Genomic DNA, 14,149 nt, shown 5'->3' with positions numbered 1-14,149 from the left:
TGTTCATCGAGCATCTTGCCGACACCTACAGCCTCGGAGCGCTCCTTGTTTAGAACGTCTGCCAGTAGGCGAACCTCGGTCCCTGAGGTGCGAGCTTGCGAGCCTCGAAGGGACCCACCCGCGGCGGGGCTTCGAGGCTCCGGCCGCAAGCGGCCTACTTACCTCAGCCGGCGGGCCTATCCGCGCACGTTCTCAGGCGACCGTGTCCTCAAGCTCCCCCGAGTGCATCCGGGCGTTCGTGGTCGACGGGGCGAGGGGCTTGCTGATGCGCCCTGGGTTGAACCTGCGGCCAGGGAATGCGAAACGCCCCGCCCACTGCGTGAGTGGACGGGGCGTTTGCTGGTCTCAGATGGCGCGAATCTGCGCGGCCTGAAGGCCCTTCTGGCCCTGCTCGACCTCGAACTCGACCTTCTGGTTCTCGTCGAGCGAGCGGTAGCCCGAGCCGACGATCTGCTTGAAGTGGGCGAAGAGGTCCTCGCCGCCGGCGTCGGGGGCGATGAAGCCGTAGCCCTTTTCGGCGTTGAACCACTTGACGGTTCCGGTAGCCATAATGTTCTCCTTCGGTGGGTGCGCACGCCACCGTGGCGTGCGTCGGGGTCGCGACGCGCATCAACCGATGAAGAAACGAGAAAGACCGCGCTGAACGCGGCCGGTCACACAGCAACACTGGTACAACAAACGCCAAACAACGAGTCCACTGTACACGTCGAGGTGCCGCCTTCGCACACGGCGACGCTGTGCGGCACCTGTGGCGTGTCGCTCGGACGCAAAACGATCCGCAGGCCCTACTCGTTCCGGTCCCTGAGGTGCGCCCTTCGAGGCTCCTCGTTCCTCGTCGCACCTCAGGACCCGCTTGCGAGCCTCGAAGGGCGCAGGGGCCTTCGGGTCGTTGGTACCCCCTACGGGATTCGAACCCGCGCTACCGCCTTGAAAGGGCGGCGTCCTAGGCCGCTAGACGAAGGGGGCGCGGCACCGACCAGCATAACGGGCGTGCTCGGCGGCCGATGCCCCGCTGGCAGGATGGGGGTGTGATCGAGGTCGACGAGGAGCGATTCGTGGCGCTGGCCGAGGCCGCGCTGGCGTCGTTGCCGACGGAACTGGCCGCACTGATGGACAACGTGGCTCTCTTCGTCGAGGACGACGCCCCCGAGGACGAACCCGGCCTCCTCGGCCTGTACGACGGCATCGCCCTGACCGAACGCGACTTCAGCTACGGCGGCGTGCTCCCGGACCGCATCCTCATCTTCCGCCGCCCGACCCTGGCGATCTGCGAGACCGAGGACGACGTCGTCGAGGAGGTCCGCATCACCGTGGTGCACGAGATCGCCCACCACTTCGGCATCGACGACGACCGCCTGCACGAACTCGGCTATGCCTGAGGTCTCCTCGCGTGAATTGCGCCGCGCTGCTGACCGTTTCGTGACGCACGGCGACGGCATCACCACAGTCCACTCCTTCAGCTACGGTGCCCACTACGACCCCGCCAACGTCGGCTTCGGCGCGCTGAGTGCGATCAACGTCGAGCACCTCGCCCCCGGTCGCGGGTACGACGCGCACCGTCACGCCGACGTCGACATCGTGACCTGGGTCGTCGAGGGAGTACTCGCGCACCGCGATACCACCGGGGTGGGCGGCATCATCGGGCCGGGCACCGTGCAGCGGCTCAGCGCCGGAACCGGTGCCGAACACACCGAACGCAACGCCTCGGCGACCGAACCGCTGTGCTTCGTCCAGACCATGCTGCGCTCGACCCATGAGGGCGCACCGGAATACGCGCTGGTCGAGGTGCCCGGCGGTCCCGGTCGGTATCCCGGCGTCTCGGTCCACGCCGCCGCGCGACTGGAGATCATCCGACCGGCCGAACCCGTCGCCGTAGAAATCGGCCGGCGGCTGCTCGTCCACGTGACTCGCGGGACGATCGCGGCCGACGGCGACCCCCTGAACGTCGGCGACGAGTTGCGAGTCGTCGCCACGGGCGGGTCCGTGCTGCTGGTTGGCGGCGGTGAAGCTCTCGTCTGGCACCTGGAATAGCGGTGCCCTCGGGCGGTGGGGTTGTCAGTCGAGGTCGATGACGACGGGGGCATGGTCGCTGGCACCTTTGCCCTTGCGTTCGTCGCGGTCGATCCAGCCCTGCGTGACCCGCGCGGCGAGCGCCGGGGAGCACAGGGCGAAGTCGATCCGCATGCCCTCCTTCTTCGGGAATCGCAGCTGCTGGTAGTCCCAGAAGGTGTAGACGCCGGGGCCGGGGGCGTGCGGGCGGACGACGTCGGCGAACCCGGTCTCGACCACGGCGCGGAAGGCCGCGCGCTCCGGTTCGGACACGTGGGTCTTGCCAGCGAAGGCGGCGATGTCCCACACGTCGTCGTCCTCGGGGGCGATGTTCCAGTCACCGGTCAGGGCGATCTGCGCCTGCGGGTCGGCGGCCAGCCAGGCGTCGCCCGCCGCGCGCAGCCGCGCCAGCCAGTCGAGCTTGTAGGCGTAGTGGTCGTGGTCGAGGTCGCGGCCGTTCGGCACGTACAGGCTCCACACCTGCACCCCGCCGCAGGTGGCCCCGACGGCCCGTGGTTCGAGTACGTCGCCGAACTGCGGCTGGTCGTCGGCGAACTGCCGCTGCACGTCCTCCAGGCCGACGCGGGAGATGACCGCGACGCCGTTCCACTGGTTCAGCCCGACGTGGGCGTACTCGTAGCCGAGCGCGCTCAACGCGAGTCCGGGGAACTGGTCCTCACGGCATTTGGTCTCCTGGATGGCGAGAACGTCGACGTCGTGTCGTTCCAGGAAGGCAACGACACGGTCGATCCGGCTGCGGATGGAGTTGACGTTCCAGGTCGCGATACGCACGCGATGAACCTAGCCGAGGGCCACGAGAGAGACCGATACGGCGGCGGCTGCCAGCCCGGCCGCCTGGCCGCGTCCGATGCGTTCGTGCAGGACGAGCCGGGCCAGCAGGACGGTCGAGGCCGGATACAAGGCGGCGATCACCGAGACGACCGACAGCAGGCCGTGGTGGGTGGCGAGCATGAATGCGGCGGTCGCCGTGAATCCCAGGGGTCCGAGCAGCAGGCCGAGCGCGGCCGGACCCGAGCGCGGCACCCAGGCTTCCCGCAGGAGCATGGCGGTGACGACGATCGCCGCGATGGAGACCGTTTGGCAGATGGCGAGGGGGACGAACCCGGCGTCGTCGGGGATCTGGCCGAGGACCGCGAACAGCACGCCGAAGCCCAGCCCGGCGAGCACCGCGTCGACGAAGCCGCTGGGCGCTCCGGGTTCGGCGTCGAGCAGGGGGCCGTGGGCCTGCGGGTCGGGTCGGGCCACCAGCCAGATCGCCGGGAAGGCGCAGGCGACGCCGATGACGGCGAGGGCCGAGGGCCGGTCGCCCTGGCCGAGGCCGACGGCGAGCGGGACCAGTGCCGAGCCGACGGCCGAGACGGGGGCGACGACGCCCATGCGGCCGCGCGCGAAGCCGCGGTAGAGGAAACCGGTGCCGAAGCCCGACCCGAGTCCGGCGAGGGCGCTGAGGAGCACGTGTTCGCGGGTCGCCTCGCCGGTCACCGCGAGCACGGCCAGCCAGGTGACGGCGGCCGAGGAGCACTGTCCCGCGACGGCGATCTGCCAGGCGCTCACCCGCTGGCCGCGGGAGAACACGCCGCCGAGGAAGTCGCTGACGCCGTAGGTCATCGCGGAGGCGAGGGCAAGGATCACGGCCACCCCGCGACGCTACACGCCGGGCTTCGGAACCTCAGGGCTGGCGGCTGCTGAGAACGCCCGGTCATCGAGGTGCGGGGTGCCCCGCACCCGAGCCGGGTCCTGAGGTGCCGCGACGAAGGAGCGGCCTCGAAGGGCGACATGACCCACCGCCGCAGGCTTCGAGGCTCGCTCGTTCCTCCCGGTTCCTGAGGCGCGAGGAGCTTGCGACGAGCCTCGAAGGGCGCACCTCAGCCAGCCCGAAGGCACCTTTCGTAGGGTGGGGGCATGGCGAGAGGCAAAGGGGGGTGGGGCCGCCGCACCAACGACGCGGTGAACCGCATGGCGGCTCGCGTGGACGACCAGACCGGCAAGGCGGCCGGCCGCGCCGCCCAGGCCATCACTGTCGCGGTCCGCCTCCTACGCATCCCGACCGCGATCCTGCTGGTCGCGCCGTTCCCGTTCCTGGTGGTCATGGCGGCGTCCTCGATCTCGCTGGGCGGGACAGCCGGACTCGTTTTCGGCATCGTCACGGCCCTGCTGACCCTGGTGCCGCTGGCCTTCGGCTGGCGTCGCCGGCAGATCGTCAAGGCCGTCGCCGAACCGGAGGCGCTGGGCACCGAACTCGGCATCATGGTCAACCTCAGCGAGCGCGCCGACGAGACGCGCGGCGTGCTCGAACAGCTCGCCGGCGGCGGTGGCTCGCGGCTGTTCTCCCGGCTGCGCGCGGCCTGGCGCGGCGTCACGCTGCCGGGACACTGGATCGAGGGCGTCGGCGACCTGCCGAACGCGCGCCATTTCGCGCCGCCGCGCATCGGCATCACCGTCTCGTTGACCATCGCGACCCTCTGGGTCGTGCTGATCTCGGTCGTGGGCGCGGTGCTCCTGGCTATCGCGGCCCTCGCCCGCGCCCTGTGACGCAGAGTGCATGACCGGCTGACAAGTGTGACGTAGGCCGCATAGGCTGCCGCCATGAACCTTCCTTCGCTCGTCGCACTGCCCGTGCGTGTCACCGTGGCCGCTACTCGCACCACCCTCGCGCTCGGACATTTCGTCTCTCCGCAGGGTCCGCTCCTGCGCGACGGCGGGTATGCCCAGCAGTTGGCGAAAATCTTCTCCGAAGGCGGCCTCCTCGATCAGCTCGGCAAGATCCTCGAAGACGAGCACGGTCCCATCGGCCTGGCGTACACGCTGGCCGAGCTGACCCGTGAGGACCGGCCCATCGGCAAGGCGCTCGCCCGCGACGGCCTGCTCGACCGCATGGCCTCCGAGGATGGGCCGTTCGTGCGTCTGCTGGAGGCCGGTGGCCCGCTCGACCGGGCGCTGGCCGAGGACGGCGGCATCTATCGCTTTCTCGCGCCGGGTGGTCCGTTCGACCGGTTGCTCGCGCCGGGTGGTCCCCTGGAGCGCATGGTGGAGCCAGGTGGCCCGCTCGACCGCCTGGTGGAGGTGGGCGGCCCCATCGACCGGCTGGTCGCCGAGGGAGGCACGCTCGACCGGCTGCTCGAACCCGACGGGTCGCTGGACCGGATCCTCGCGCCCGGCGGCCTGCTGGAGCAGCTGCTGGAGGAGGAGGGAATCCTGGAGAGTCTGTTGCAGCCCGGCGGCACCCTGGACAAGCTCGTCGGGCTCGGCGGCATCTTCGAGGAGCTGGTGCCGCGCATGCGTATGCTCGGTGACGCGATCCCCGAGTTGAACGACGCCGTGTCGGTGCTCAGCGGGGCGGTCGAACCGCTCAGCACGCTCGCCGGACGCCTTCCCGGCGCGCGCCGCCGCAGTCACCTGCCGGCCGCCGCGATCTCCTCGGCTCCGCCCGCCCTCGACGAATAGGTTCGGCGGGAGAGGGATTCCGCCAGTAGGCGGACCCGGTCATTGAGGTGCGAGCTTGCGAGCCTCGAAATGACCCACCACTGCTGGCTTCGAGGCTCCGGCCGCAAGCGGCCTACGCACCTCAGCCAGCGGATCCATCCGCCCACCTTCTCAGTCCCTTGACTCAGACGACGAGGGTGGGGTGCAGGCGGGTGATGGTGACGCGCTGGTGCCGCTTGGCCGCCACCATCGTCAGGACCAGCGCCAGCAGCCCGAAGCAGGCCAGCGCGAAGACGTCCTGGCCGACCCCCGCCGTCCCGCCGGCCGTCGCCGCGCGTAGCCCGTGGACCGCGTAGGTCATCGGCAACAGATGGTGAAGCACCGTGAACAGCCCCGGTGAGGTCTCGATGGGATAGGTCCCTCCCGAAGAGGCCAGCTGCAGGCAGACGAAGGCGATGGCGAGGAAGCGCCCGGCCCCGCCGAACCACGCGATGAGCGTCTGGTTGATGGCCACGAACACCAAGGCGGTCAGCGTGCCGAGACCGAGCATCAACCAGGGCTGCGCCGCGTCGACGCCGACGACCCACAGCAGTACCGCCGTCAGCAGGGCCACCTGGAGTAGCGCGACGGCCGTACCGGGGAAGAACCCGGCCAAGGCGGCCCGGACGCAGCCGGTGGTCGAGGCGACCGCGCGCGGCGACAGAGGCCGCAGCAGCAGGTAGACCGACATGGCCCCGACCCACAGTGCCAGCGCCATGAAGTACGGTGCCAGGCCGTCGCCGTAGGTCCCGACCGCGTTGAGGCGCTCGGCGGACTCCTTCACCGGGGTCGCGGCGACCTCCGAGAGCCGTTCGCGCTCGTCGCCTGTGTAGCCGGGAACCTGGTCGCTGCCGTCGCGCAGGGCGTCGGCGAGCGAAACGGTCCCGCCGGTCAGCTGCCCCGCGCCGTCGGCGAGTCGCCGTGCCCCGTCGGCGGCCTGCGCGGTGCCGCTGCTCAACTGGGCGGCTCCGGTGTGCAGCGCGGCGGCCCCGTCGGCCGCCTGGCCGATGCCAGCGACGAGCGCCGGCACCCGGTCGGCCAGGGTGCGGTTGCCGTCGGCCACCTGCCCCGCGCCGTCGGCGAGTGCCTGGGCCTGCTGGCTCGCCTGTCCGGCCTGGATGGTGATGTCGCCGAGACCGGCGCGTGCGGACGCGGCTTGGTCGGCGGCCGCGTCCAACGGCGTGCAGTCGGCCGTGCCCGCGTCGCGGCACTGCTGGGCCAGATCGCGCAGGGTCGTCTCCAGGGTGGCCAGTGACTGCTCGGCCTGGCCGGTGTTGCCGGTGATCGTCGTGGTGACTTGCTGGACCAGGGCGTTGATCTGCGCCGTCCCGTCGGCGACCTGCTGGGCACCGTCGGCGAGTTGGCGGGTGTCGGTGGTGAGCGTCGAAGTGCCCGAGCGCAGTTGGTCGAGTCCGTTCGAGAGTTGTCCGGACCCGGTATCGAGCCGCCGCGCTCCGTCGGCGAGCTGCGCGGTCCCCGTGGCCAGCTGCGTCGCGCCGTCGGCGAGTGCCTGGGCACCGCCGGCCAACTGCCCCGCCCCGTCGGCGGCCTGCGACAGCGAGGCCTTGATGTCGCTGAAACCGAGGTAGAGGTGGTCGAGATAGGTCTCGGTGACCTGGGCGTTGAGCGCCGCGCTCGCCGCAGCCAGGATGCGGTCGGCGATCTGCCCGTTGACGAAGTTCACTGCGTCGTTGGTGCGCAGGTCCAGACGCCCCTGCACGGCCTCGGACGGGTCGCCGGCGGTGGAGGTGGCTGCGGTCGACAGGTTCTCCGGGATCGTCAGGACGGCCTTGTAGCTGCCGTCGGCCAGGCCGGCCTCGGCGTCGGCGGCATCGGTCAGCACCCAGTCGTAGTTGTTCGGCGCGTCCGACTCGACCAGGTTGGCCGCCAGCAGCCGGCCGACCGCGACCGGCTGGGTCTGGCCGTCGGGGCCGGTGACCTCGATCACCTGGTCGTGATTGACCACGGCGGCCTGGATGTGGTCGAGGCGGCCGATGGGGTCGGCGTTGGCCCACACGTACAGCGCGCCGTACAGCAGCGGCACGATCGATACCGCGACGAGCGCGACGCGGGTGAGGCGGCTGCGCTGGAAGCGCGCGATCTCGTACCAGGGCAGCGGGGGTGAAGGGATCATCAGAGCATCAACTCATCGAGGGTGCGGCGGGTGTTGATTTCGACCAGGTGAATGTGCGGTCCGGGCGGCGGGGCGGTCTCGGGCGACTTCACGCTGGCGACCAGGGCGGTGGAGCCTCCGGCGAGCAGATGGCGCAGCGTGGCCCACAGCAGCGCCAGGTCCGCCGGGGAGCGCAGGCGGTCGGCGTCGTCGAGCACCAGCAGCTCCGGATCGGAGACGAGCGCGAGCACGACGCCGAGACAGGTGCGTTCCAGCCGGCTCAGCGACGACACGAGCCGGGTGCCCTCGATCTCGGCGAAGGGAATCCCGGCCTCGGTGTGGGCGGCCTCCAGGGCCAGGTTGAGCCGGTGCCGCACGGGCGCGACCTTGGCGCGCGAGACCCACAGCCCGAAGGTGCGGATCGACAGCCGTTCGGCGATGTGCTGGTCGACGGTGAGGTTGTCGTCGAGGTCGTTGACGCCGCGTATCTCGCCCAGCGCGGCCGCCTTGCGCACCGCGCCGGACTCGTGCGGGAGCAGATGCCCGGCGACGCGCAGCCGCCCCGCAGTGAAGGCCATGCGCCCGGCGAGGGTCAGCAGCAGCGCGGTCTTGCCCGAGCCGTCCGGGCCGTGGACGATGAGCCAGTCGCCGCGCGGGAGGGAGGCCGCCACGTCGTTGTAGACCAGGCCCTCGGAGGTCTGGAGTGTGAGGCCCGCCGCCGTCAGCGCGTCGCCGGTGTGTCCGGGGGGCCACGATTCCAAGGCGATCCGCTCGTACAGTGCTTCGCCTTCGGCGTCCACGTGCGGCAGCCGCCGGGCGAGGAAGCCGGGCATCGACCAGGCGCGGTGCCCGGCGAACTTCATCACCGCAGGCGCGAAGAACATGCGGACGAGAAAGGCGTCGGCGAAGACGCCCACGGCCAGGGCGAAGGCGATGGGCCTGATGTTCGCGTCGCCGTCAGGGACGAAGGCCGCGAACACCGCGAGCATGATGACCGCCGCGGCGGTGACGACCCGTGAACTGCCCACGAAGCCGTCGACGATGGCCCGGTCGGCGTCGCGGGTGCGCCCGTACTCCTCTTTCATGCGGGCCATGAGGAAGACCTCGTAGTCCATCGACAGGCCGAACAGCACGGCCATCAGCAGGATCGGCAGGAAGCTGATGAGCGGTCCGGGCTGGTCGAGGTGGACGAGGCCGCCGAGCCAGCCCCACTGGAACACCGCGACGACCGCGCCGAAGGACGCTCCGGTGGACAGCAGGAAGCCGAGGGTCGCCTTGAGCGGCACGAGCACCGACCGGAACACGATCATCAGCAGCAGGAGCGACAGCCCCATGACGACGATGCCGAACGGCAGCAGCGCGCTGCGGAGCCGTTCGGATACGTCGATGCCGGCTGCGGTGTACCCGGTAACGGCGACGTCGATGCCGTATTCGTCCTCCCACTGCGGTGCGGCGTCGCGGATGGTGTGGACGAGTTCGGCGGTGCGCGCGTCGCGCGGGCCGGTCTCGGGCAGTACCTGGATCACTGCGGTGTCGGCCGTGGCGTTGGGGGTGGCCAGGCCGATGGCCTGCACGCCGGGGATCGTGCTCAGGTCACGCTCGAGGGCGTCGACGACGCCGAGGGGATCGGTGGTGCCGATGATGTTCATCGTCACGAGCAGCGGCCCGTTGTAGCCGGGGCCGAACTCGCGCTCGACGAGGTCATAGGAGACGCGGGCGGCCGAATCGGGTGGCTCGGTGCCGTTGTCGGGCAGTGCGAGCTGGAGGTCCTTGGCCGGGATGGCGGCGATGGCCAGGCCGACGACGATGAGGACGATGGACAGGGCCGGGAAGCGGGTGGTCAGCGCGACCCAGCGGCGCGAGAACGATCCCGGCGGCCGTTCGCCGTCGGCGGGCCGCAGCCGTTCGCCGGCCAGCGCCAGCGCGGCGGGCAGCAGGGTGACCGCGACGACGACCGACACGGCCACGGCGAGCGAGCCGATGACGCCCATGACGGTGAGGAACGGGATGCGGGCCACGGCCAGGCCGAGGAGCGCGATCATCACGGTGGCCCCGGCGAAGACGACGGCCGATCCGGCGGTCGCCACGGCGCGGGCGGCGGCCTCCTCGGCGGCGACGCCTTCGGCGAGCAGTTCGCGGTACCGCGACACGATGAACAGGGCGTAGTCGATGCCGACGGCCAGGCCGATCATCAGCGCCAGCAGCGGCGAGGTGGAGGAGATGGTGAGGAATCCGGTGGCGATCCAGGTCAGTTCCAGGGCCACGGCCACGCCGACGAGGGCGGTGCCGATGGACATGACCGCCGCGCTCGCCGAACGGAACATCCAGTACAGGACGGTGAAGGCGACCACGACGCCGACGACCTCGACGATCGACAGCTTCGGTCCGCTGCTGGCGAAGGCGTCGCCGCCGAAGGCCACCGTGTACCCGGCATCGGCCAGGGGGTCGGCGGTGGCGAGGAGGTCGTCCTTGAGGCCGGCGGTGACGTCCTCGTAGCCGCCAGCCAGCTGCACCTGCACCTGGGCGGCGCTGTCGTCGCCGGAGATCGCGATGTCCTCGAGCATCCCGAAGGGCGAGGAAGCCTCGCGGACGCCGTCGACGGCGTCGATGCGCGCGACGGTCTGCTCGATGAGGCCGCGCGCCGCCGCGTCGTGGATGGTGGTGCCGTCCGGTGCGACGATGACGAGGTAGGCCGAGACGCCGGAGATCTCCGGAAAGGTGCGTTCCAGGCTGTCGAAGGCCTCCTGGGCCTGCGATCCGGGGATCGTGAACTCGTTGCGGGTGCCGTCGCCCAGGGTGGCTGCGGCCCCGCCGGCGACGAGGATCAGTGCGATCCAGGCCAGGATGACCCGCGTGCTGTGGCGGAAGGCCCAGCGGCCGAGCTGGTACAGGAACGTCGACATGACTTCACGATACACAAATGTATCCAGTGCGTAAATGTATTCTTCTGTCGTGGCCGACTCTCCCGCACCGCTTCAGGCTGAGCCGACCCGTCGTCATCGGTCGGTGACGCGCGGCCGGTTGCTCGACGCCGCCCGCGACCTCCTCGCCCGCGAAGGACTCAAGGGCATCACCGTCGCCCGGCTGTGCGCGGAGGCCGGCTTCACGAGGGGGGCCTTCTACTCCAACTTCGACTCGATGGACGCCCTGGTACGCGCGCTGGTGGACCGCGAGCGCGAGCGCATGCTGGCACTGGTGCGCGAGGCCGCCGACCCGTCGGTCTTCGCCGGGCTGGAGCCGGCCGAGGCCGCTGCGGCGGTGCTGGAGCGGTTCGCCCTGCTGCAGCCGCCGGACCGCGAGTGGTTCCTGCTGCACCTGGAGTTCGAGATGCGCGGCCTGCGCGGGGACCTGGGCGGTGAGGAGTTCGTCGAGTGGTGGCACCGGATCGTCGACGGCATCGCGGAGGTGGTCGAGGCCGCGCTCGATCTCACCGGGCTGCGCCTCGTGGTCGAGAGCCGCGAGGCGGTGCTCATCCTCATGGGCACCTGGGACGCGCTGGTGCTCAGCTCGCTCGTCGAGGAGCGCGACTTCGACCTCGACCTGCTGCGCCGCACCCTCCCGCGCATCCTCGTCTCCCTCACCGAACCGCTCTGACGCCCCGGTCGTTGAGGTGCGCCCTTCGAGGCCGCTCGTCCCTCGCGGCACCTCAGGACCCGCTTGTGCGGTCATCCGGTCATTGAGGTGCGAGCGCAGCACACCTCGAAATGACCCTGCGGCCTACGCACCTCAGGGACCTGCTCGGGGGATACGCTCAGGTCTCATGACGGAGGTCACGCCCACACCGTTTTGCACCTACGCCGAGTTCGGCGAGGCGTTCTTCCGCGCCGCCGTGACCCCCGAGCGCATCCTGGACGCCATCGGCGCACTTGCGGGCCAGCCCATCGAGTTCGGTCCCAAGGGCGTCGGTCCGGGGCGGGTCGCGCAGGTGACCGCTCATGGGCAGGTCGGCCGCCCCGCCATCCGCTCGGTCGCCAACGACGAGGTCGTCTACAAGGTCATGCTGCCGGTGAGCCTGGACTTCGAGCTGAACCTGCAGCTGGACCGGCATCGCTTCCACGGCGACCTGGTCGTACCGCTCACGGTGCATGCGCGGGCCACCGACGACCTGCGCATCGTCATCGACATCACCCCGCCGGCCGCGCGCGACATCCGGCTCAACCTCAAGGCCGACGGGCTGCGCGCGAGCGTGGTGCAGAAGGCCGCCGGGGTCGACGCCGAGGTCAGGCGGTTCGTGGCGAAGTTCGTGGCGCGCGAGGTCGACAGCCCCGATGTCGCTGCCGCGCGCGAAGTCGATGTGCGGACCAGCATCGATGCCGCCTGGCGGAGCATGTCGCGCTGAAGGATGCGTAATGCCGAGGGCGACCCGCTATTGCCCACGGTGAGCGGGATGCCCCCGCCGGTGAGATCGGTCACCATCGGGGTGATTTCGAGGGTGAATTGTCTGCGCCTGGTCTGAGGGCGCGCGAAAGGGAGGTATCCTGGGGCGTCTAAGTTGTTTGAGTGCCTCGGCTCAGGTGCGTGTGGTAGGAGATGTCGTGAAGAGACTGTCCCCGGTAATACTCAGCGGTGCGCTGGTCGCGGCCTCGGTCGTCGTCGTCCCGTTGCTCGCCGCCGCGCCAGCGTCGGCCGTCGCGGGTACGCCCGGTGAACCCCAAGACGGTGTGACGGTCTTCCACGAAGACTTCGAGGGCGTCCCCCCCCTGTCCGATGAGGTCAGTAACTCCGATGCGGTGGCGCTCGTCGGCGGGTTCACCGGCGTCGACGGCAATACCTACACGGCCGATGAGTTCTGGGCCACGACATCCGCCTTCAACGGGATCGTCCTGTCGCCGTACACGCCGAACTCAACCCTGATTGCCCTCGGCGTCACGCAATCCAGCGCGCGTAATGGCCTGCGTACAGCGGCCGCTCAGCTGGGCGCGTTGAACGGAACCGGTTCGCTCAATCACGTGGTGTCGGCCTATACGGGCGGGAGTGGCGATGACAACCTCGTGGAATTCGCCACCAATGCCCCGGTGCAGACCGCTACCTCCCTCAGCAACCGGTTCCTCACCTTCTCGGTGAACGTCTCGGCGGTGAACTGCACGGTCAGTGGCGTCGACCGCAGGCCGCAGTTGAACTTCTACTTCGACGACGACAACGGCTTGACGGCCGGTGTAGGCGACGACCCCATCTCGCTCAACGCCTCCCCGGTCACGCCGTGTGGTGCCTCCGAGTACGTTGCCCCCGACCCGGTGCTGTGGACCGACTCGGACAATCCCTACATCGTGTTGCGCAACGCCAACGGCAACGGCATCGGCAACGACCATGCTTTCGACGACATCCAGATGCTCGACGTCTCGCCGCAGCTCGACAAAGAGTTCGTGCCGGTGACAGCTGATGCGGGTGGTACGGCACGGGTGCGCTTCACCGTGACCAATACCACCGAACTTGGCGCGAAGAACGGCTGGGCGTTCACCGACTCCCTGCCGCTGCCGGTGGCTGATGATCCGAACGTGTCGACGGCGTGCTACGACGCGAATGGTCTGATTGATTCGGTTGCTCCGATCACGTCGTCGCTTACTGCCGGTGAGTCGTCGGTGTCTTTCACGGGGAATCTGGCTAGTCAGGTGACGTACTGCACGATGGAGTTCGACGTGCAGGTTCCCGACGACGCCGGCCTGGATGATGAGTGGACGAATGCTCCGGATGATTTGTCTGATGTGGTGGGTTTGAACCTGCCCGCCGAGGCGACTCTTGAGGTCGGTGACCCGCTGTTCGGCGGTTGCTCGAACCTCGTCACCTTCGATACCGAAGAAGAGAGTGAGACCTGGCGTCGTGCGACGGTCGACCAGGACGGCGTGACGATCAACATCGCTGAGCAGCCGGTGGAGTGGGTGGAAGACGAGGGCAACCCGGCTCCGTCGATCTACAGTCCCGATCTGCAGGGCGGCACCTGGACGGAGGTGTGGACGCCGGATTTCGCGTCGAATGGTTATAGCAGCGATTTTTCGTTCATGGATGATCCCAGCGAGATTCTGCAGTTCGACTACCTGAATGACACGGGTATCGGCTTCAATATTTACGTCTCGATTGTCGGTGCCAATGATGAGCGTTACTGGTACAACTTCCGTGACCAGATCGTCGACTCGACGGCTTGGAACCGGGTGCGGGTGCCGATGGACCCGAGCCTGTGGCACACGGGAGTGGTCTCGGGTACGGGTGTCGATATGAGTTCATCGGCTCCGTCGGCTGAGGAGTTCAGCGCGGTTCTGGCTGACGTGGATCGGTTCGTGATCTCGGTGGAGGGCCGCTCCGGCAGCGACCAGACCTGGATCGATAACTTCGGTCAGCCGTGTGATGATCTTGGTGATGCGCCGTCGACGTACGGGACGAGCTGGGATGGTGAGAACGGTGCCAGCCACCGGATTGTCGACCTCGACGAGGACAGCAACACCTCTGATTTGATGCTCGGTTCGCTTGTCGATGATGAGGCTGATGGCACGGCTGCGGCTTCTGGTGATC

12 protein-coding genes and 1 tRNA gene are annotated in these 14,149 nt (G+C 69.4%); 7 read left to right on the top strand and 6 right to left on the bottom strand.

Features of this window, described 5'->3' with window-relative positions; genetic code table 11:
* Window positions 1–345 precede the first annotated feature (345 nt).
* On the bottom strand, window positions 346–549 hold the full coding sequence (locus QM597_RS04825) for a cold-shock protein (RefSeq protein ID WP_415003742.1): 204 nt from the start codon (window positions 547–549) through the stop codon (window positions 346–348).
* 341 nt (window positions 550–890) lie between these two features.
* Window positions 891–966, bottom strand: a tRNA-Glu gene (locus QM597_RS04820).
* A gap of 62 nt (window positions 967–1,028) precedes the next feature.
* On the opposite strand from QM597_RS04820, the gene QM597_RS04815 reads away from it, so the two are divergent.
* Both QM597_RS04815 and QM597_RS04810 read left to right on the top strand, forming a co-directional pair.
* Window positions 1,029–1,379 carry a metallopeptidase family protein gene (locus tag QM597_RS04815; protein WP_415003741.1) on the top strand — a complete coding sequence of 117 codons (351 nt, stop codon included), beginning with the start codon at window positions 1,029–1,031 and terminating at the stop codon, window positions 1,377–1,379.
* Window positions 1,372–2,031, top strand: a complete 660-nt coding sequence (locus QM597_RS04810; protein ID WP_415003740.1) for a pirin family protein — start codon at window positions 1,372–1,374, stop codon at window positions 2,029–2,031. The genes QM597_RS04815 and QM597_RS04810 overlap by 8 nt, the downstream gene beginning before the upstream one ends.
* Window positions 2,032–2,055: 24 nt before the next feature.
* Here the strand turns inward: QM597_RS04810 and QM597_RS04805 are convergent, their stop codons facing one another.
* Both QM597_RS04805 and QM597_RS04800 read right to left on the bottom strand, forming a co-directional pair.
* The gene (locus QM597_RS04805) at window positions 2,056–2,841 is read right to left on the bottom strand and encodes an exodeoxyribonuclease III (protein ID WP_415003739.1); all 786 of its coding nucleotides are present in this window, start codon (window positions 2,839–2,841) and stop codon (window positions 2,056–2,058) included.
* Between the two features lie 9 nt (window positions 2,842–2,850).
* Entirely contained in the window at window positions 2,851–3,708 is an 858-nt protein-coding gene (locus QM597_RS04800) for an EamA family transporter (RefSeq protein ID WP_415003738.1), read from the bottom strand.
* A gap of 264 nt (window positions 3,709–3,972) precedes the next feature.
* On the opposite strand from QM597_RS04800, the gene QM597_RS04795 reads away from it, so the two are divergent.
* Window positions 3,973–4,602 (top strand): hypothetical protein, encoded by a 630-nt coding sequence (locus tag QM597_RS04795; RefSeq protein WP_415003737.1) that lies wholly within the window; start codon window positions 3,973–3,975, stop codon window positions 4,600–4,602.
* Window positions 4,603–4,656: 54 nt separating this feature from the next.
* On the top strand, window positions 4,657–5,514 hold the full coding sequence (locus QM597_RS04790) for a hypothetical protein (protein WP_415003736.1): 858 nt from the start codon (window positions 4,657–4,659) through the stop codon (window positions 5,512–5,514).
* Between the two features lie 163 nt (window positions 5,515–5,677).
* Here QM597_RS04790 and QM597_RS04785 read toward each other — a convergent pair whose 3' ends face one another.
* Both QM597_RS04785 and QM597_RS04780 read right to left on the bottom strand, forming a co-directional pair.
* The gene (locus tag QM597_RS04785) at window positions 5,678–7,666 is read right to left on the bottom strand and encodes a YhgE/Pip family protein (RefSeq protein ID WP_415003735.1); all 1,989 of its coding nucleotides are present in this window, start codon (window positions 7,664–7,666) and stop codon (window positions 5,678–5,680) included.
* The gene (locus QM597_RS04780) at window positions 7,666–10,548 is read right to left on the bottom strand and encodes an MMPL family transporter (protein WP_415003734.1); all 2,883 of its coding nucleotides are present in this window, start codon (window positions 10,546–10,548) and stop codon (window positions 7,666–7,668) included. The genes QM597_RS04785 and QM597_RS04780 overlap by 1 nt, the downstream gene beginning before the upstream one ends.
* Before the next feature lie 49 nt (window positions 10,549–10,597).
* Here QM597_RS04780 and QM597_RS04775 point away from each other — a divergent pair, with 49 nt between their 5' ends.
* From QM597_RS04775 to QM597_RS04765, 3 genes are all read left to right on the top strand, one after another.
* On the top strand, window positions 10,598–11,239 hold the full coding sequence (locus QM597_RS04775; protein WP_415003733.1) for a TetR/AcrR family transcriptional regulator: 642 nt from the start codon (window positions 10,598–10,600) through the stop codon (window positions 11,237–11,239).
* A gap of 166 nt (window positions 11,240–11,405) precedes the next feature.
* Complete coding sequence (locus tag QM597_RS04770) at window positions 11,406–11,984, top strand: hypothetical protein (RefSeq protein WP_415003732.1); 579 nt, start codon at window positions 11,406–11,408, stop codon at window positions 11,982–11,984.
* A 196-nt stretch (window positions 11,985–12,180) separates the two neighbouring features.
* A partial coding sequence (locus QM597_RS04765; protein ID WP_415003731.1) for a hypothetical protein occupies window positions 12,181–14,149 on the top strand: 1,969 nt, incomplete at its 3' end.

Source organism: Aeromicrobium sp., from assembly GCF_047607065.1.
GTDB lineage: Bacteria > Actinomycetota > Actinomycetes > Propionibacteriales > Nocardioidaceae > Aeromicrobium.
This window is presented reverse-complemented; position numbering and strand designations above follow the sequence as displayed.

Coding starts and splice junctions, on each gene's coding strand:
- QM597_RS04790 (WP_415003736.1), top strand. CDS start 4,657: ATGAACCTTCCTTCGCTCGTCGCACTGCCCGTGCGTGTCACCGTGGCC.
- QM597_RS04780 (WP_415003734.1), bottom strand. CDS start 10,548: ATGTCGACGTTCCTGTACCAGCTCGGCCGCTGGGCCTTCCGCCACAGC.
- QM597_RS04770 (WP_415003732.1), top strand. CDS start 11,406: ATGACGGAGGTCACGCCCACACCGTTTTGCACCTACGCCGAGTTCGGC.
- QM597_RS04785 (WP_415003735.1), bottom strand. CDS start 7,666: ATGATCCCTTCACCCCCGCTGCCCTGGTACGAGATCGCGCGCTTCCAG.
- QM597_RS04825 (WP_415003742.1), bottom strand. CDS start 549: ATGGCTACCGGAACCGTCAAGTGGTTCAACGCCGAAAAGGGCTACGGC.
- QM597_RS04795 (WP_415003737.1), top strand. CDS start 3,973: ATGGCGAGAGGCAAAGGGGGGTGGGGCCGCCGCACCAACGACGCGGTG.
- QM597_RS04810 (WP_415003740.1), top strand. CDS start 1,372: ATGCCTGAGGTCTCCTCGCGTGAATTGCGCCGCGCTGCTGACCGTTTC.